At 29.6% G+C, this 19,446-nt stretch carries 16 protein-coding genes and 5 tRNA genes; 15 read left to right on the forward strand and 6 right to left on the reverse strand.

Translation table 11 applies throughout. The annotated features are described in order from the left end of the window. Window positions 1–24: 24 nt before the first annotated feature. Window positions 25–777 carry a J domain-containing protein gene (locus tag QIA21_RS03615; RefSeq protein ID WP_301393167.1) on the forward strand — a complete coding sequence of 251 codons (753 nt, stop codon included), beginning with the start codon at window positions 25–27 and terminating at the stop codon, window positions 775–777. Between the two features lie 60 nt (window positions 778–837). On the opposite strand, the gene QIA21_RS03620 is transcribed toward QIA21_RS03615, so the two are convergent. Then, window positions 838–2,697: an integrin-binding adhesin P66 family protein gene (locus tag QIA21_RS03620; RefSeq protein ID WP_301393168.1), complete on the reverse strand. Its 1,860-nt coding sequence runs from the start codon at window positions 2,695–2,697 to the stop codon at window positions 838–840. Between the two features lie 249 nt (window positions 2,698–2,946). Next, entirely contained in the window at window positions 2,947–4,449 is a 1,503-nt protein-coding gene (locus QIA21_RS03625) for a lactate permease LctP family transporter (RefSeq protein WP_301393169.1), read from the reverse strand. Between the two features lie 72 nt (window positions 4,450–4,521). Between QIA21_RS03625 and QIA21_RS03630 the strand changes: the two genes are divergently transcribed. From QIA21_RS03630 to QIA21_RS03690, 13 genes are all read left to right on the forward strand, one after another. Further along, window positions 4,522–5,727 carry a D-alanyl-D-alanine carboxypeptidase family protein gene (locus QIA21_RS03630; protein ID WP_301393170.1) on the forward strand — a complete coding sequence of 402 codons (1,206 nt, stop codon included), beginning with the start codon at window positions 4,522–4,524 and terminating at the stop codon, window positions 5,725–5,727. Between the two features lie 16 nt (window positions 5,728–5,743). After that, window positions 5,744–6,235 carry a chemotaxis protein CheD gene (locus QIA21_RS03635; RefSeq protein WP_301393171.1) on the forward strand — a complete coding sequence of 164 codons (492 nt, stop codon included), beginning with the start codon at window positions 5,744–5,746 and terminating at the stop codon, window positions 6,233–6,235. A gap of 2 nt (window positions 6,236–6,237) precedes the next feature. Beyond that, window positions 6,238–8,214 (forward strand): ATP-dependent helicase, encoded by a 1,977-nt coding sequence (locus QIA21_RS03640; RefSeq protein WP_418905522.1) that lies wholly within the window; start codon window positions 6,238–6,240, stop codon window positions 8,212–8,214. Between the two features lie 116 nt (window positions 8,215–8,330). Beyond that, a complete protein-coding gene (gene pepD, locus QIA21_RS03645; RefSeq protein WP_301393172.1) occupies window positions 8,331–9,752 on the forward strand; it encodes a beta-Ala-His dipeptidase in 1,422 nt (473 codons plus the stop codon). Between the two features lie 128 nt (window positions 9,753–9,880). Beyond that, window positions 9,881–9,953, forward strand: a tRNA-His gene (locus tag QIA21_RS03650). A 24-nt stretch (window positions 9,954–9,977) separates the two neighbouring features. After that, window positions 9,978–10,051: transfer RNA gene (locus tag QIA21_RS03655), tRNA-Arg, on the forward strand. Between the two features lie 79 nt (window positions 10,052–10,130). Next, a tRNA-Leu gene (locus QIA21_RS03660) sits at window positions 10,131–10,211 on the forward strand. 5 nt (window positions 10,212–10,216) lie between these two features. After that, window positions 10,217–10,288: transfer RNA gene (locus QIA21_RS03665), tRNA-Gly, on the forward strand. A gap of 40 nt (window positions 10,289–10,328) precedes the next feature. Next, a complete protein-coding gene (gene tig / locus QIA21_RS03670) occupies window positions 10,329–11,687 on the forward strand; it encodes a trigger factor (protein WP_301393173.1) in 1,359 nt (452 codons plus the stop codon). 14 nt (window positions 11,688–11,701) lie between these two features. Continuing rightward, window positions 11,702–12,286 carry an ATP-dependent Clp endopeptidase proteolytic subunit ClpP gene (gene clpP, locus QIA21_RS03675; protein ID WP_301393174.1) on the forward strand — a complete coding sequence of 195 codons (585 nt, stop codon included), beginning with the start codon at window positions 11,702–11,704 and terminating at the stop codon, window positions 12,284–12,286. Window positions 12,287–12,309: 23 nt separating this feature from the next. Further along, complete coding sequence (clpX, locus tag QIA21_RS03680) at window positions 12,310–13,602, forward strand: ATP-dependent protease ATP-binding subunit ClpX (protein ID WP_091972289.1); 1,293 nt, start codon at window positions 12,310–12,312, stop codon at window positions 13,600–13,602. Further along, window positions 13,589–15,979, forward strand: a complete 2,391-nt coding sequence (lon, locus tag QIA21_RS03685; RefSeq protein WP_301393378.1) for an endopeptidase La — start codon at window positions 13,589–13,591, stop codon at window positions 15,977–15,979. The genes clpX and lon overlap by 14 nt, the downstream gene beginning before the upstream one ends. A 39-nt stretch (window positions 15,980–16,018) precedes the next feature. Continuing rightward, entirely contained in the window at window positions 16,019–16,171 is a 153-nt protein-coding gene (locus QIA21_RS03690) for a hypothetical protein (RefSeq protein ID WP_091971926.1), read from the forward strand. A gap of 56 nt (window positions 16,172–16,227) precedes the next feature. Here QIA21_RS03690 and rpsD read toward each other — a convergent pair whose 3' ends face one another. From rpsD to QIA21_RS03705, 3 genes are all read right to left on the reverse strand, one after another. After that, a complete protein-coding gene (gene rpsD / locus QIA21_RS03695) occupies window positions 16,228–16,854 on the reverse strand; it encodes a 30S ribosomal protein S4 (protein WP_091971924.1) in 627 nt (208 codons plus the stop codon). Window positions 16,855–16,881: 27 nt separating this feature from the next. After that, window positions 16,882–16,954: transfer RNA gene (locus QIA21_RS03700), tRNA-Met, on the reverse strand. Between the two features lie 67 nt (window positions 16,955–17,021). Next, the gene (locus tag QIA21_RS03705; RefSeq protein ID WP_301393175.1) at window positions 17,022–18,368 is read right to left on the reverse strand and encodes a cation diffusion facilitator family transporter; all 1,347 of its coding nucleotides are present in this window, start codon (window positions 18,366–18,368) and stop codon (window positions 17,022–17,024) included. 120 nt (window positions 18,369–18,488) lie between these two features. On the opposite strand from QIA21_RS03705, the gene QIA21_RS03710 reads away from it, so the two are divergent. After that, window positions 18,489–18,857, forward strand: a complete 369-nt coding sequence (locus QIA21_RS03710) for a hypothetical protein (RefSeq protein WP_091971921.1) — start codon at window positions 18,489–18,491, stop codon at window positions 18,855–18,857. Between the two features lie 33 nt (window positions 18,858–18,890). Here the strand turns inward: QIA21_RS03710 and cdd are convergent, their stop codons facing one another. Next, window positions 18,891–19,328: a cytidine deaminase gene (cdd, locus tag QIA21_RS03715; protein ID WP_091971919.1), complete on the reverse strand. Its 438-nt coding sequence runs from the start codon at window positions 19,326–19,328 to the stop codon at window positions 18,891–18,893. Window positions 19,329–19,446 lie beyond the last annotated feature (118 nt).

Genomic DNA, 19,446 nt, shown 5'->3' on the forward strand with positions numbered 1-19,446 from the left:
ATGTTTGGAGGTTATGATCAATAAATGCCAAGCCTAATTAGAATGTTTTTTTTAGTATTGTTTTTTGTTTTTATTTTTAATCCCATTTTAATAGGGATGCTTTTTATATTATTTCCTTTTATTTTGATATTATTTAGTTTATTAGGTGTTTTTAGAATATACTTTACAAGAGATTACTCATATTCTAGATCCAGAGAGTTTGAATTTTATAAACTTTCTTTTTTATTAATGGCTAAATTACTATCTATTTTGGGGACTGTAACAGGAGAGCAGCTAAATTATGTCAATTTTATTATTAATTCTTTGAATTTATCCGAACGTGGTAAATCAGAATTGTATACTATCTTTCATTCTGCTATTAATAAGAATAATAATGCGGATAAAATTTTGTATACCCTTAAGCTTGGCTATTTTCAACATAAAGATTTTTTTATATGGCTTTTTGCTTCTCTTAAAGAAATTAATAGACTTTCTGGGTATACAAACTTAGAAGCTGAGAAATTTATTTCTTATGTTGGTGTTTTTCTTGAGCTTGAATCTGATAGTTATGAAGCTTACAAAGATATTAATATTAAAATTGTAAATCCTTATAGTGTTTTGGGATTGACTTATAGTGCTAGTGATGATGAGGTTAAAAAGGCTTATAAAAGCCTTGTTATAAAATATCATCCTGATAGATTTGCAAATGATCCTGTAAGGCAAAAAGATGCAAATGATAAATTTATTAAAATTCAAGATGCTTATGAAAAGATTTGCAAAGAAAGAAATATGAAGTAATTAATTGATTAGCTTGTTTCTGAAAATAAAAAAGAAGGGCTTTTAGCCCTTCTTTTACCGTTAGCTTCCGCTGTAGGCTACTTTGAATTGCAAGAAAGCACTTCCAATAGCAGCATTATTTGCGTTTTTATTAGCAAGTTCTATAATGTTATTTGAATCCCATCCAAGAGAAATTGTTGTAAATCTTATTAGTTTTTCAAGGCTGAGTCCTGTTTTTAAATAAATTTTTGTAGCATCGCTTGAGATTTTATTAGAAGGTCCTAAAAGGTATGCTCCAATATAGGGTACTACATATGCTTCTGTTGAAATGGATGCTATTGGAATTGCATAATCAAGGTATAAAGCTATACCCAGTTTCATTGCGTCTTCAAATGTTAGATTAGGAGTTATAGTTTGTGTGTTTGTTGGACTTTGTCCAGCTTGATTGCTTGTGTTTGTGCTTGGGTTTGCTGTAAGATAGTTTTCTGCAGATTTTTGTCTTAAAATATCATAAAGTCCTATTGACGTTATCCATCCTAGTCCATTCATAAGGCCTTTTTTACTATCTTCATAGCTTGAGATTTCAATATTTAAGCTTTGAAATGCATTTTCAGATATGGTTTTCAATTTTTTTTCTTCATCTTTGGATCTGTAGAGATTTTGTCCATAGCTTATTCCTAATGCAACTCCAGATTTTTTGTCTTGTTCTCCAAATAGTATTTTATTATAGGAATCAGCTCCCTTAACCTTCCAAGATTCTTTTTCACCTTCATCTTTGTTCCAAGCAAATCCTATGCTTGCTCCTGTTGAAAATGCAATACCTAGTTCTTTAGTTTTGCTAAAATCAAGAGCATTGCCATTTGGATCAAATATATCTTCGGCTTTTTTGCTAGGATCTAAGGATATTCCTTTTTTGGAATTTGCTGCTTTTGAGATGTGTCCAAATACGGAAAAATCGCTCGCAAAAGGATCTATTCCGAAATCAGTACCCATTTGTAAAATAAGATAGGTATTTTTATTGTTGATTTTTGTTAATCCAAGCTTATATTGAGCTCCAAAAGATGCTAAAATTGCAGAATTTGATAAAGTCGGGCTGAACAAATCGTTATCAACTACGGATTTGTCTTTTAAAGAGTATGTTATTGATGAATTGTTGAATGTTTCATTTCCATAAGCTCCTGATAAGCCAAAACTTAATTCAAAAGGTGTTTCTGCAACTACAGATTTAGTATCTTCGTTTTGATCAAGTAGATTTTTTATTGGTTTCCATGTCGCTTGAATCCCATAAAGGATTCCTTGATAGGTTTTATTGTAAGGAGTGTCTTTGTCATTTTCTTGATTTCTGTTACCCGTGCCTGTTCCTCCTATTGCAAATGTAAGGTCGAGTTGTGGGAGTTTGTATCCCATTTGAATTGTTCCTATATTTTTAGAAGTACCTCTTGCAAGAATCGTTCCTCTTACTATTCTGTCATTGCTTGGAAATCCGTAGTAAGTACTTTTGAATCCAGTCATAGGAGCAAAACTAAATAAAGATTCTTTATTAAAATCAAAATCTGTCATAGTGCTTATTTTAATAAAAAAATCGTATATATTGATTTGGGCTGTTATATCTCCTACATCAATTTTGAATTGATCATTTTTTTTGCCTTCTGCTTTTAATGCAAAATCTTCTACTTTAATGTAAGCTGAGAATGGATCGTCTTTCCCTAATTCGGGATTAACTTCAAATGGTTTAAGTTTAATAGTAATTTTGCTTTTGTTTTCAAATCCAGGAACAAGCTCATCTATATCGAGTCTGAACTCACTTGTGTTTTCAAACCCAAATGTAGGTACCCACGGGTTTATTTTAAATACATCTTTTTCCTTTAATTCGTCTGCTGCAAATATTGCTACAGATGTAGTTAAAAATATAATTAATTTATATAAAATATGATTTTTCATAATTATACCTTCCTGTTGTAACTATAAACTTTGTATTAGTTCTAGCCATTTATTAAACGCGTTAATAATATGTATTATATACATATTACTACTCACAATGTAATAGCATGTATATAACATATATATAATATTAAAATATTGGGTAAAAATTCAATACCATATTATTATTTTGTGATTTTTATATTATTCAAATCTATAAATAAGATTAATTTTATTGTCAATTAATCTTATTTATTTTAAACGATTAATTTATGCTAAATAAACTAGTAATCCCGTTGCTAAAATGTAGTATAAAGCGTAAGTTACTGTTTTTGATAAAAGCTTGCCCTCTTTTCCAATTAATCCGGCAGTTGTTGTTGCTATTGTTATGTTTTGAGGAGAAATCATTTTTCCTCCAGTTGCTCCTGTTGTGTTTGCTGCTGCTAGCCAGTAAGGATTTGCTCCAATATTTTCTGCTATTTGTGTTTGTAAAGGTCCAAAAAGAACATTTGAAACTGTGTCACTTCCTGTTAAAAATGTCCCAATAGCTCCAATTAGTGGGCTAAATAATGGATAAAATTTACCCGTTATTATTGAGATTCCATTAGCAAGATCTTTTATCATTCCGCTGTGTGTCATTAATCTTGATATTGCAACAATGCATATGATTATAAATGAAGATAATGCCATTTTTTTCAAGGTTAGTGTAAATATTTTTAGTTGTTTTAATATTGGAACTCCCCGTATTGAATAGGATATTATTGTTGCGAGTACAATCAATAAGCCCGGAGAGGTAATCCATTTAAAGTGTAGGGGATTTGTTTCTGGATAAATGCTAATGGTGCTTTGAAAAGTTTTTAGGTATTCGTAAATTTTGTTAAAAAGAGGAGATACAAGTACAATAAATAGCACTATTAAAATGTAAGGCGAGCAAGCACTAATTCCTTTTGATAAGGGTATTATTTTTTTGCTATGGTGGTTGTGTGTGTCTTTGTTTTCAAAAAACCTTGCATAAATTATTGTTATTGTCATAGAAAGGATGCTTCCAAGGATTGCGGGAAGTTCTGGCCCTAAAGTTTTTGATATGAATACTTGAGATATTGCCATTGATATTCCTGAGAGCAGGGTAAGAAGGAATATCCCTTTCAATCCTTTAATGCTCCCTTCTGTAAGAATTACTAGTACAAAAGGTATTGCTAAGGTTGGAAGTATGAGTTGTAATGCAATCTCAGATGAAACGGTGTTAACATCTAAGTTAGTTGCTTGAGCTAAAGATATTATAGGAATTCCTACAGATCCATAAGCGGTTGATGAGGTGTTCATTATTAAACAGATTAAGCAAGCAAAAAATGGTTCAAATCCCATTGCTATTAATATTGACACAGGGATTGCAACAGCAGTTCCATATCCAGCAACTCCTTCTAAAAAATTTCCAAATCCCCATGCTACTAGTAAAACTATAATTCTTTTATCAGAAGATACATTTGATAAGAGAATTTTAATGGTTTCTATGTCTTTTTGATCTTCTGACATTTTGTATGTAAATATGGCAGCAATAATTACAGTTGCTATTGGCCATATCCCCATTAAGGCGCCTTCAAGCATTGCAAGACCTGTATTTACTATTCCTAAGTTTTTATAAAATATAACTATAGCAACAGTGGTTATTAATGATATGGGTATTACATAGTAAGCGGGTTTTTTTATTATGCCAAGTCCAATAATTATTAGGATTATTGGTACCAAAGCTGTTACAAAATCATAAGAATTCATAAAAAATGGCTCCTTGTTAATTTATATTGTAATTAACAATCAATAAATAATATATAATTTTAATATTACAACATGAATAGTATCTGTGTTATTGAAAAATTTTTATTAACCCTATTTTTATTTTTTTTCCTGCTTTATGTTGATCTTTTTGCAGTTAATTTAGCAGAGATTAATGAATTGTCAAAGCATGCAAAATCAATAGTTTTAATGGATTTTGATACTAAGCGGATACTTTATTCTAAGAAACCCAATTTAGTTTTTCCCCCGGCATCGCTTACAAAGATTGTTACAATATATACAGCTTTAATTGAAGCTGAAAAGCGAAATATAAAATTAAAAAGCATAGTCCCTATTAGTGATTCTGCTTCATATTATAATGCACCCTTGAATTCTTCTTTAATGTTTTTAGAAAAAGGCCAAATTGTTAATTTTGAAGAGATTTTAAAGGGACTTTCAGTCTCGTCGGGTAATGATGCTTCTGTTGCAATTGCTGAGTTTGTAGTAGGTGATTTAAATAGCTTTGTTAATTTAATGAATATTAATGTTTTAAATTTGGGACTTTTTAATATGCATTTTGTTGAACCTTCTGGATATAGTAATGAAAATAAAATCACAGCACTAGATATGGCTTTTTTTGCAAAATCTTATATAGAAAAGTTTAAGTTTATGCTTAATATTCATTCTTTAAAGTATTTTGTTTATCCAAAGAGTAAAAATTTAGGAACTGCTTCATCATCAAAATTTTTAAACTTAAAACAAAGAAATGCTAATTTATTGATTTATGAATATCCTTATTCAGATGGTCTTAAAACGGGATATATTAAGGAATCAGGCTTGAATATTATTGCTACTGCTTTAAAGGGCGAGAGAAGATTAATAGCAGTTGTATTGGGTGTTGAAAGAGGAATTAATGGGTCTGGAGAGAGGATGAGAGCTTTGATTGCTAAAAATTTATTTGAGTATGGATTTAACGAATATTCTAAATTTTCTTTAATGGTAAAATTAAAAGAAAAAGTCTATAATGGTACAGTGGATACAATAGCTCTTTTTTCCAAAGAGCCTTTTTATTGTGTTTTGACTAAAGATGAATTTGATAAACTTAATATAAGTTATACTGTTGATAAGTTGGTTGCTCCTCTTGGTGGGGATATGCCTGTTGGGAGAGCTATGATTTTTTTAGAAAATGAAAAAGTGGGGGATGTTGCTTTGTTTAGCAATAAGGTAAATAAATTAGGGTTTTGGCAAGGTCTTTATAAGAGTTTTGTAAATTTTTTTTAAGAGAGTATTAAATTTTATGTTAAATCATTTTAATTTTAAATTGAAACGAGATGTTACAATAATAGTTCCTGGTGAAGCTTTTGTTTCAAATAAAAGAGTTATTTCTACAATTCTTGGTTCTTGTGTTGCTGTTGTGCTTTGTGACGAATTAAGTAATTTAATTGGAATGAATCATTATGTCCTAGCTAGGTCAGATCTTGATATATCTCCTGCTCAAAGGGGAAGATATGGGGTTTATGCTATTCCTATGTTAATAAATGCAATGCTAGAGAATGGTGCTAATAAAAACAATCTTAAGGCTAAGCTTTTTGGAGGAACTAATTTTATGGCAAAAGGATCGGTTAAAGTGGGACTTGAAAATTCAGATTTTGCTATTAATACATTAAATAAGTATCGTATTCCAATCTTAGCTAAAGATTTTGATCAATCTAAATCACGAAAAATTTTTGCTTTTCCTGAAAATTTTAAAGTTATTGTGGAATATCCAGATGGAACAAAGGTTTTTTAATCTTGCTTGATGATTTTTTTAAAAATTCTCTCAATCAATTTCAATATGAGGCAGTTACCACTATTGAAGGCGCTCTTTTAATTATTGCTGGTGCTGGTAGTGGGAAAACAAGAGTCGTTACTCATAGAATAGCGTATTTGCTTTTAAAAGGCATTGCTCAGAAGGAAATTTTAGCCTTAACTTTTACCAACAAGGCGGCTAATGAAATGAAAGATAGAATTAAAAAAATTTTAAAAACCCCCCTTAGCAATCTTATGGTCTCAACTTTTCATGCTTTTGGACTTTTCTTTTTAAAAGAAAATTGTAAATTATTAGGATATAGAAAAAACTTCAGCATTTATGACGATAATGATAAAATTTCTCTTCTTAAAGAGATTTTACTTGATGAAGGTCTTTTAAATAGAAAAGTGTCTTTAAACTCGCTTAGTAATGTTATTTCATTCTTAAAAAATGGAGTTCTCACGCTTGATGATTTAAAGGAAGAAGATGTAAATATTTTTAGACTTTATGAAGAGCGATTAAAGCTTTATAATTCTTTTGATTTTGATGATTTGATTTTAAAACCAAAAGAATTATTGAGTAATAATTCTGATATTAGTAGTAAGTATTCTAAAAGATATAAGTATGTTTTGATTGATGAGTTTCAGGACACTTCTTTGATTCAATATGATTTCATTCGTCTTTTGATAAATCATAGTAATTTATGTTGTGTTGGGGATGATGATCAATCTATATATTCTTGGCGTGGAGCCAGTTACAATAACATGTTGCAATTTGAAAAAGATTACAGCGTTAAGGAAATAAAGCTTGAACAAAATTATCGTTCTGCCAAAAATATTTTAGATGTTGCAAATTCTGTGATTTTAAATAATAAAAATAGAAAAGAAAAGACTTTGTGGTCTTCAAAGATGTGTGGCAAAGTTATAGATTTTTTTATATTTGAAGATGAAATTCAAGAGTCTGAGTTTGTTGCAGGTCAAATCATAGAGCTTTCAAGGTTAGAAGGTTTTCAGTCTAAAAATGTAGGAGTTCTTATGAGAACTAATGCTCTTTTTAAAAATGTTGAAATGATTTTTAGAAGACTGGGCATAAAATACAAAGTTTCGGGGGGAACATCTTTTTTCCAGAGAAAAGAAATAAAAGATATTATTTCTTATTTAAATGTAATAATAAATCCTAAAAGTGATTATGATTTGCTTAGAATTATTAATATTCCAAGAAGGGGAATTGGCAAGGAATATTTGAAAAAAATTAGAGATATAGCAGATAAGAAAGGCTGTTGTATTTATGATGCCCTTTGTGATATTGCTTTTTCTTTTACTAACATTTCTAGTTACGATAAAGCTTTAAATAGGCATGTCATTGAAAGCATAGAAGATTTTGTATCTTTTATTGAAGAGTATCAATACAAATTTAGTATAACAAAAAACGAGTATTATAATGTAATCAAAGAAATGATAGAAAGTATTGAATATTGGGGATTTTTAGTTAATGAAAATTCCAATTCAATTAAAGCGGCTGAATATAAATATCAAAATATAGAAGGGTTTTTAAGTATAATTAAAAATTGGGAGTCCAAACAATTTGGTGAATTGAGAGATTTAAGCAGTTTTTTAAACTATATAGTTCTTCAATCTAACGAAGTGAGCAAGGAATCTGAAAATATTAATATTAATTTAATGACAGTGCATTCTGCTAAAGGTTTGGAATTTGATTATGTATTTTTTATTGCTGTTGAAGACAATATTATTCCCCATCATAGAATCATTGAAGATAGTGAGCTAGGCTTAGAAGAAGAGAGGCGAGTTTTTTATGTCGCATTAACTCGTGCAAGAGATTTTCTTATTATTACCATGGCCAATAAGCGGAAAAAAGATAGACAAATTTTTGAGCAGCTGCCTTCAAGATTTATTTCGGAAATTCCCAAAGAATTTTTAAACTTTAATTATTATGCAGATTTTGTTGAAAATAAAGCTTGATGAACATTATTGAATTTATTGAATGAATTTTAAGATTGATTTAGTATATTATATGATTAATTCTAATTAAGTCTAAGGGTGTTTAGATTTTTTAATATAATCAAAGGAAAGTGATTATGAGTATTGTAATTGATTCTTTTAAAGAGATATCAAAAATTCCAAGATGTTCAAAAAATGTTAAAGGAATTATTAATTTTATTAAGGAGAGATCTAAAAAATTTGGTTATTCTTTTAAAGAAGATAGTGTTGGTAATATTGTGGTGCAGATAAAATCTAATAATAGCATTGATATGCATCCTGTTATTTTGCAATCTCATGTTGATATGGTTTGTGAAAAAAATGATTTCAGTTTACATAATTTTGAAACAGATCCAATTGAAATTATTGAAGAGGATGGGTATCTTAAAGGAGTAGGGACTACGCTAGGAGCTGATAATGGGATTGGAGTAGCCATGATGCTAAGCATTATGAGTGAGGCTAATAGTTTTTCTCATCCGGACTTAGAACTTCTTTTTACCGTTGATGAAGAAATAGGCTTAATAGGTGCTCTTGGTCTTGACCCTAAGTTGTGTAGTGGCAAAAGCCTTATTAATCTTGATGGAGAGGAAGAAGGTTATTTTTTAGTTGGTTGTGCAGGATCAAGACTTGTTGAGATTGTTTTTTCCCCTAATTATAGTCTTGCAACAAAAAAAATAAAAGTAGAAATTTTGTTTAAAGGACTTAAAGGTGGTCATTCTGGGGCAGATATTCATTTAGATTTGGCAAATTCTTTAAAATTAATGTTTTTTGCCCTTTTTGAAATTAAAGCGAATATTGATTTTGAGATTGAAAGTATTTTTGGTGGGGATAGCAGTAATGCAATTCCAAATGAATCCAGGGCTTTAATCTTTATTAATGATAGTGATTATGATTTATTGAATAAAGAGCTTAAACTTTTCACATTTAAAGTTAAAAGTATATATTCTCTTGAAAATGAATTTGACATTATTGTTAATAAAAGGGAATTTTCATCAGTTAAAGTTCTTGATGAAAATAGCAAAAACAAGCTTTTAAATATGGGAATGGGATTTTTACACGGAGTTCAAAAAGTAGAAAATTATGAAAATAAGCTTATCAAGACTTCTTTAAATTTTTCAAGCCTTTTTAAAACGCAAGGCGACTATATTTTTACTTTTTTAATAAGATCTTTATTGGATTCAGACAAGGAGTATGTTTTTAATCAGTTGCAATCAATAGGCGATTTATCAGGGGCTAATTTGCGTATAATTTATGACTATCCTTCTTGGAAGTCTGATAAGAATAGCAATCTTTTAAAACATCTTAAAGGCGTATATAAAGAGATGTATCTTAAAGATGCTAATGTTTCTTTAATACATGCAGGGCTTGAAACAGGTATAATATCTTCTAGGTTAGGGGGTATAGAATCTGTTACTCTTGGGCCTTGGATTGAATCGCCTCATACTACTAGAGAAAGAGTAGATATTTCTTCAGCTATTAGAGTTTATGATTTTTTAAAAAGAAGTTTAGAAAGGTTTTAAAAAAGTTTAGTTTTAAGAAATTTAATGTTTTAATATAAATTTCTTAAAAAAAGTCATATAATTTGTGTTATTCTTATTTTTTATTGACTTAGAAATTAAATATCTATAAAATATTATAGTTGTTATTGGTGGTTGTAGCTCAGTTGGTAGAGCGTCGGGTTGTGGTTCCGAATGTCGCGGGTTCAAGCCCCGTCAATCACCCTTTAATCAATTTCCTTTTTAACTGCATTCATAGCTCAATTGGATAGAGCAGTGGACTTCGAATCCAAAGGTTGCAGGTTCGAATCCTGCTGAGTGCGAAAATATTATTTATTTGGTAGATTGGGCATACTTGCAAAAGCTCTTAAGTTTTTGTATACTAGTTTGAGTATGAAGTATGCAGGAGTGGTGGAATTGGCAGACACGCTAGACTTAGGATCTAGTGCTTTTGGCGTGTGGGTTCGACTCCCACCTTCTGTAAAAGTGCGAAAGTAACTCAGGGGTAGAGTGTCACCTTGCCAAGGTGGAAGTCGCGGGTTCAAATCCCGTCTTTCGCTTTTTAATAATTGTCAATAAGATTTAATTGAGGCATTAACAGTGATTTTGAGTAAAGATATTAAGCTTCTTCCAGGTTCAAAAGTTGAGGTTGTCATTAGAGTTTCAAAAAATGTTATTCAGGAAAAATATAACTTATTATTAAAGGATTATTCTTCCCGACTTAAGATTCAGGGTTTTAGAATTGGAAAAGTTCCTATTAGTATAATTGAAAATAAGTATTCTGAAGGGTTAAGAGCTACTGTTTTAGAAGAAGTAGTTAATTATACTCTTAAAGAATTTTTTAAAGAAGAGCCTAAAAAGCCTTTAAGTTATACTTCTCCTATTATAAAGGAAAAAAATCTAAGATTAAATCTTGATGAAGATTTTGAATTTACTTTTGTATATGAGACTTATCCTGAATTTGAAATTCCAAATGTTAATGATATTGATATTAAGGTGGAAGTTCCTGAAGTTTTTATTAATGATTCTGATATTGATAATGAGATTAAGTACCTTCAGATGGAAAATTCAATTATTATTGAAGATGAGGAAGGGGTTGTTAAAAAAGATAGCATTGTTAGAGTGGATTTTGTTGAACTTGATGATCTTTTAAATGAGATAGTATCAACAAGAAGACAAGACTTTGTTTTTACAGTTGGAGAATCTGAGACTTATTATGATTTTGACAGAGATTTAATTGGTATGAGAATAAATGAAGAGATAGTTATAGAAAAATCTTATATTATGGATTACAAATTTGAAGAACTTGCGGGTTCTTCAAGAAAATTGAAGATTAAGATTAAGAGTATTAAAAAAAGAGATCTTCCTTTGATAGATGATGAGTTTGCAAAAGATATTAGTGACAAATATAATACACTAGATGATCTTAAAAATTTTATAAGATCTAATATTTTAAACCTTATTGAAGAAAAAAAAGAAACTTTAAAGCTAAATAAATTTTTTTCTACTATTTCTGAAAAATTAGAAATAGATATTCCTCATTCAATGATTGAGGCTGAAATTGAAATTGCTTTTAAGGACACTAAAAAGCAAAATAAAATGAGTTTTGAAGAGTTTAAAAGTATGTTTTATTCTTCAGGTTATGCTGGTAATGATAATTTAAAAGATGAAATTCTTAGCAATTTGAAATCTAAGTTGATAATTCAGAAAATGGTAGATTTAGATCCAATTGAAGTTACTGCGAATGACCTTGAAGATGAAATGGCCAGACAGTCTGAAAATTCGGGTGTAAGTTACGAGGAGATTAAAAAATTTTATGAAGATCAAAATTTGATTTCTTATTTAAAGGATGATATCAAAAGGAAAAGAGCTAAGAAAAGAATTTTAGCAAATCTTAAGGAAGTAAAAGGTAAGCAAATTTCTTTTAAAGATTTTGTTGATTATAAAGTTTGTGAGTAAGAAAAATGGAATTTATGCGTAATTTAATACCCACTGTGATAGAGCATACGGGAAATTATGAGAGAGTATTTGATATATATTCAAGATTGCTTAGAGAGCGTATAATATTTTTGAGTGGCGAGATTAATGATCCTAAGGCAGATACTGTGATTGCCCAACTTTTGTTTTTAGAATCAGAAGATTCAAACAAAGATATTTATCTTTATTTGAATTCTCCAGGAGGAAGTATCACTGCAGGTCTTGCGATTTATGATACTATGCAATATATAAAACCTGATGTAAGGACAATTTGCATTGGGCAAGCTGCTTCAATGGGGGCTTTTTTGCTTGCTGGTGGTGCCAAGGGCAAAAGAGAATCTTTAACTTATTCTAGAATAATGATTCACCAGCCTTGGGGTGGAATAAGTGGTCAAGCTAGCGATATTAATATACAAGCTAATGAAATTTTAAGACTTAAAAAATTAATAATAGATATTATGTCTAATCAGATAGGGGTTGATAAAGAAAAACTGGCTCTTGATATGGAAAGAGATTATTTTATGACTTCAAGCGATGCTCTTAAATATGGTCTTATTGATAGTATCTTAGTGAGGGAGTAGTTTTATTTTTGGTAAAAATTTTTATGGCAAGAGTAAAAGGTCAAAAAGTAAAAGAATGTTCTTTTTGCGGGCTTAGTGTTGCTGAGCTCGGGGGCAATGTTGTTATATCTAATGGAGTAGCTATTTGTCCTGAATGTTCTAAAATATGTCACAATCTTTTTAAAGAAAAGTTGTGCAAGCCGTTAAATTCTAAGTCCAATGGCTTGCCAACTCCTAAACAACTTAAAGATCATTTAGACATGCATGTTGTTGGACAAGAAGATGCAAAAAAAGTTTTATCTGTGGCTGTTTATAACCATTACAAGAGAATATTGAAAAATAATAAATATGATGATGGTATTGAGATTGAAAAATCTAATATACTTTTGGTTGGACCTACAGGCAGTGGTAAAACCTTACTTGCAAAAACGTTAGCTGCAGAGATGAATGTGCCATTTGCAATAGCAGATGCTACAACTTTAACGGAAGCTGGATATGTTGGTGAAGATGTAGAAAATATTTTGCTTAAATTGATACATGCTGCTCATGGAGATGTTAGTCTAGCTGAGAAAGGGATCATTTATATAGATGAAATAGATAAAATTGCTAAAAAAAATGAAAATGTTTCAATAACAAGAGATGTTTCTGGAGAAGGAGTTCAACAGGCTTTATTAAAGATAATTGAGGGTACTATTGCCAATGTTCCTCCAAGGGGTGGGAGAAAGCATCCTTATGAGGATACTATTGAAATTAATACTCAAAATATACTCTTTATATGTGGTGGTGCTTTTGTTGGGCTTGAGAATATTGTTAAGAATCGAATAAATAAGAGTTCTATTGGGTTTTCAGCAATTGAAAAAAAGAATATAAAAGAAGACGCTTCATTAAAGTATTTGGAAATGGAAGATTTGATTAAATTTGGCTTGATTCCAGAGTTTGTTGGTAGACTTCCTGTTCATTCGTATCTTGCAAAGTTAAATAAAGAAGATTTGATGAGAATATTAGTTGATCCTCAAAATTCTATTGTTAAGCAGTATTATCATATGTTCAGAATGGATAATGTTGAGTTGGTATTTGAAAAAGATGCTTTAGAGTCAATTGTAGATGAAGCTATTTTAAAAAATACTGGAGCAAGAGGTCTTAGATCTATTTTAGAGGGTCTTCTTAAAGATGTTATGTTTGAGGTTCCTTCGATTAGTAAGACTAAGAAGGTTGTTGTCACAAAAGAATCTGTTTTAAATGCAGATATTAATCCATTAATTTTGGTGGGCAATGCAATTAAAAAACCTTGGGCAAAAGAGTTATATGAAATCAATCTTAAATATGATAAAAAATAGAAAAGAAGATCTTCCGATTGTTATTTTAAAAGAAAATGTTCTTTTTCCGAATGTGACATTGTGGGTAACCTTTGATAATGAATATGTGATTAATTCCATAGCCCAGTCTATGTTAGAGGAAAGATTGATTCTTTTTGCTTATCCGAATGAATCTAATTGTGATGAGTTTAGTAGAGGAGGAGTTAAAAATCTATGCTCTGTGGGCACTTATTCTAAACTTATCCAGGTTATAAAGGTCAGTAAAGATGTAGTAAAAGTTTTGGTTGAATGTCAAAGTAGAGTTCTTATAGGCAGTGTTTCGAAAAAAAATGATTATTTGAGAGCTAAAGTTACTTTTGTGCCTGATGATAGTGTATTAAACAGAGAGCTTTACACTTACTCTAAATTTTTAAAAGAAACTTATGAAGTTTATAGAAATTCCTTATCTTTAAAATCTTATGATAGTGATAGCGAACCGATTAATTATTTTGACAATCCAAGCAAGCTTGCAGATATTATAGCCTCTAATTCAAACTTGGAAAATAGTATAAAATTAGAACTTTTGCAAGAGTTGAATGTTAAAATCAGAATAGAAAAGTTAATTGTTAATTTAAACATTGAAATTGATCTTTTAGATCTTAAAAAAGATATTAATTCTAAAGTTAGAGCTAAGTTGGATAAGGGGCAAAGGGATTATTTTCTTTCTGAGCAAGTTAAAGAGATACAAAAAAGATTAGGCAAAGATGATAACGATTATATTGACAGATTAAATTCCAAAGATATCCCAGAAGATGTTAAATCTAAGATTGAAAAAGAAATTTCTAGATTATCTAAAATGCAGATGAATTCTCCTGATGCTAATATTATTAGAAGTTATATAGAATTAATATTAGATCTTCCGTGGAATGAAAATACTGTTATGAAAAATCATTTAAGTGAGATTGAGTTTATCTTAAGAAATTCTCATTATGGTATGGATGAAGCAAAAGAAAAGATAATAAATTTTTTAGCTGTTTATCAAATTAATTCTAAGGTCAAGGCTCCTATTTTATGCCTTGTAGGGCCCCCGGGTATTGGCAAAACATCTCTTGTGGAATCTATTGCAAGGTCACTGTCTAGAGAATTTGTTAAAATATCCCTTGGGGGCTTAAGAGATGAAGCAGAAATTAGGGGCCACAGAAGAACTTATGTTGGATCTCTTCCAGGTGTTTTTATTAGCGCAATGAAAAGATCAGGCAAATCTAATCCTGTTATTCTTCTTGATGAAATAGATAAAATTAATAATACTTATAAAGGAAATCCCGAATCTGCACTTTTAGAAGTTTTAGATCCCGAGCAAAATTATAAATTTATAGATCATTATTTAGAAATCCCTTATGATCTTTCCAATGTTTTATTTGTTACAACAGCAAATTCTCTTAATGGTATGTCAAAGCCACTTCTTGATAGAATGGAAATAATTAAAGTTGAGGGTTATTCTTATATTGAAAAGCTAGAGATTGCTAAGATTTTTTTGATTCCAAGCATAATTAAAGAGAGTTTTTTAGACAAAGTTTATATAAGAATAGAGGATGATGTTATTTTAAATTTAATTAGAAACTATACTATGGAATCTGGTGTAAGGGGGCTAAAGAGAGTTTTAACTAATTTGATTAGGAAGCTTGTAAGGGAGTTGCTTTATAAGTATTCTAAGGATCAAATCATCAAAGGCAATTTTTACTCACCAAGTTCTTTGATACATGGAAATAATTCGCTTTTTACTCATGATCCTGATATTCCAGGTATTTATAAAATAATCAATATTAATAATTATTATAATTATGTTGACACTGAATATAATTTGGATTTAATTAAGATTAACTCTTCTGGATTTGTTTATGGACTTGCTTGGACAAATTATGGTGGTACAGTTCTTCCTGTTGAGGCAACTAAGTTTGAGAAAAAAGGAGACATTATTCTAACAGGTAGTCTTGGGGCTATCATGAAAGAGAGTGCGCAGCTTGCATATTCTATAGTTAAGACCTATTCTTCTAAACTTAATTTTGATGTAAAGGAAAGTCCCGAAATTCATTTACACTTTCCAGAAGGAGCTACACCAAAAGATGGACCTTCTGCGGGTATTACCATTGCAACAGCAATTGCTTCAATACTGTCTGATAAGAAAGTTCCTTTAGATCTTGCAATGACTGGTGAGGTAACTTTAAAAGGTTTCGTTCTTCCTGTGGGCGGAATTAAAGAAAAAGTTTTGGCAGCTTATAGAAACGGCATAAACAAAGTTATTTTGCCTAAGGATAATGAAAAAGATTATTTTAAGCTTCCAGAAGAAGTTAAGGACAATATAGATGTTAAGTTTGTCTCTAGCTTGGAAGAAGTTTTTGATTATTTGAATATTATTTAAAAATTTACATATTTAAATTTATATTTTAGGAGTAAATATATGAAAGATGGAGTTAGAAGGCCTTCAGGTAGCAGGGCATCTTTTAGTGTTCAGCCTTATGCTAAAAGTTTGGGAAAGAATAATGGTTTCTCTTTTTTCGCTAAGAATAATTTGGGGAAAAATGTTTCAAAGAGTAAAAAAAAAGGCAAATAAAAAAAGTGGCTAATTAGCCACTTTTTTTATTTAACAATACAAAAATAAAAGATATTTTATGCTCTTTTAGAATAATATTCTACAACCATTTGCTCATTAGCAAGTGTAGGTATTTCGTCTCTTGATGGAGCATGCTTTACTTTTATATTTAAATCATCAGCGTTTACTTCTATCCAAGTTGGCAAATTTCTAAGAGACGAAGTTTTTTCTATATTTGATCTTATTAACTTTTTTAGGCTATCTTTCTCTTTTATTTGAATTTGATCATTTGCTCTTAGTATTATTGAAGGGATTGTGACTCTTCTTCCATTTAATTTAATAATACCGTGAGAAACTATTTGTCTTGCGTGTGCTCTTGAGATGGCAAATCCAGCTCTATATACAATATTATCAATCCTTCTCTCAAGTATTGATAGAAGGTTGTCTCCTGTAACACCGTGATGTTTTCTAGCTTCTTTAAAAGTGTTGGTTAACTGTCTTTCGCTTACACCATAAGTAAACTTTATCTTTTGCTTTTCTATCAATTGTTTTCCATATTCTGTGATTTTAGCTTTTCTGGCTTTTCCATGCATTCCGGGAGGATGAGGCTTTTTTTTAAGGATTTTGTCATATTTTGGCTGCTCAAAAATGTTAATGCCAAATCTCCTTACAAGCTTACCTTTAGCTATTTGTTTTCTATTCATCAATTCCTCACATATTAAAAATAAACATAGCAGGGATAGGACTCGAACCTATGACCTTCGGGTTATGAGCCCGACGAGCTACCAACTGCTCTACCCTGCGTCTTACAGTTTAAAATGTTAGCACAACTTTATTATAAGTGTCAATTATTTGTTTATTATTAATTTAATTAGACTAAGAAATATATATCATTTATTTCTTTATGTTCTTGTTTTATGATTTTTTTAATATTTTGTGTTTTATTTATAAAACTTTGAAAGTCATTTTCTGAATTCAAATTTATTTTGATATAAAGTACAAGCTTGTTACCTTGATTGTGAAAATTGAGTGTTTTAAAGTTTATATTTGAATTTTTTAATGTGTCTTTTACGCTTCTTTTAAGATCTATATTTTGCTTTGAGAGCAAATTGTTTGCGTTATTTATTATTACGTTAAGTCCTTCTTTTATTATGATAAAGCCAATAAATATAGACATAATTTTGTCAAAACCACTCCACATGTAAGTTGCAAGTAGTAAACTTAGTGTAATCCCGCCATGTGAGAATATGCAGTTTTTATCAGCTGAAGCTAATGCTAAGAGAAGTTGATTATTGTATCTTTTCCCTATTTGGAATTTTGTCAAATATTCTATTATTTTCACTATAAAAAAAATGAAAGGGGTTATTGGTATCCATAAGCTTTTTTTAAGAGATTTATTTGAAAATATTTCTAGTATATTTTTTTTGTCTTCTTCACTGTGATCGTGGTCACTGTGATTGTGGTCATGACTGTGGTCGTGTTCATATATATTATCATTTTTATTTTTGTTTTGGTGTATGTGTAGGTTAAATCCAGACTCTCCTCCAAGAGTGATAAATTTATTTAATCCGGTTGTATTTAAAAATAGTGTAAATCCCGCCATAAGCATGATTATTCCCATGATAAAAGCTATTAAGCTTTCCATTAATTTATGTCCATGGGGATAATGGATAGTTTCAGGTTTGCTTGTAATTTTTAAACTAAAATAAGTTATTGTAGATAAAACAAAGTCGGCCATGACGTGGAAAGCATCAGCAATAAGTGCAAATGAGTTAAACAGTATTCCTACAGTAAGCTTAGAAGATATTGATGCTACTTCGGTAAATATAGAAATTATTCCTATTCCCATTACAAATTTATCTTCTTCTATTTCAGATGTTAATTCTTTTTTATATTGAGAATCTCTATTTTCAAATCCTAAACTTAAGAGCTCTTCTTGTATTTCGGTAATTTTGCATGAAATTGTTTTAAATTTATTTTTTTTCCCGTAGTAAATTAAATTACTAATCATTATTCTTTCTATACCTTCTGATTTAAAATCATCATTAATATAAAAATGAATTATTTCAATTTGACTAACTTTTGCTTTTGCTTTAAGATTTGCAATTAGTTTTGAATTGTTTTCAATATAAACAATGTAAACATTTTCTTTTTTTAAAGGCTCTAGTTTTAAATAAGCAAATTTATGAATGTTTTTTAAGCTTATTACCTTGACCATAATTGTAACATTCTCCTGGTTATTACATAATGTTATTAATGTAGCATTAATGCTACATTTTATCATTTATTAAATTCAAGCTCAATCTTGGCTTGTTAAGGCAAAAGTGAGGAATATTTTATGCGGCAAGCAGATTTTTTTGTTAAGAAATGTAAAAAAAATATTTTAAATAATAATAATTTGCACAGTTTGATTGAGAATATTAAAAATAATTTTTGTGAAATTTTAAAAGAGTTTGACAAGAAGTCATTAGAGGATATATTCAATTATTATTATGAAGCTTATGAGCTTGATAGCAGTTTATACAGCTTTGTGGAAAAATTTGTTCCAATTATTAATTTTTTATTATTTGAGGATTTAGAATACAATTTTAATTTTGATGAGAAAAAACTTATTTTAAATTTATTTGATTTGTCTGCTAGTGTTCTTGAAAGTGACAAATTAAATAGGTTTGCAAATGCTGTAGTTTCTCTAAAGATATTAGATTGATTTAATTTTTTACAAGTTTTTTGAAAGTTGAGATTATGTTACTCTTAGCAGCTCTTTTCTATCAAAAGGAGCTTTAAGCAAATCTTTTAATGTATAAATTTTTATTGGCATTTTGTTTTCATTAAATGAGTTAGATTCTGTTATTATTATTTTTGTATCTTGATCAAAAAATTCTGTCATTACTTGTAAGCATATAGCACATGGAATAGATTCAGGAGTTGTATTGAGTAATAAAAAATCTATTGTTTGTACGCCAATTTCTGCGATCATATTTAAAATAGCACTTCTTTCTGCACAACAAGTTGCTCCAAAGCTTGCATTTTCAACATTTGTTCCAATAAAAAAATCGTTTGTTTTAGTCTTAATGCAGGCACCTACTTTGAATTTTGAATATGGAGAATATGAATTGTTTCTTGCTTTTTCTGCCATATAAAATGCTTTATTGATATCTTCTTGTTTTGGTTTTTTCACAATTGCTCCCGTCTGTTATATTTTATTAGTTCTTGTGGCTTATTTTATTGAAATATTGTAATATAGTCAATGTAAAACAAGCTAAAAACTTGTTTTACGGAGGGTTTGCGAACTTTAC

This window comes from Borreliella japonica, assembly GCF_030438115.2.
Taxonomy (GTDB): Bacteria; Spirochaetota; Spirochaetia; order Borreliales; family Borreliaceae; genus Borreliella; species Borreliella japonica.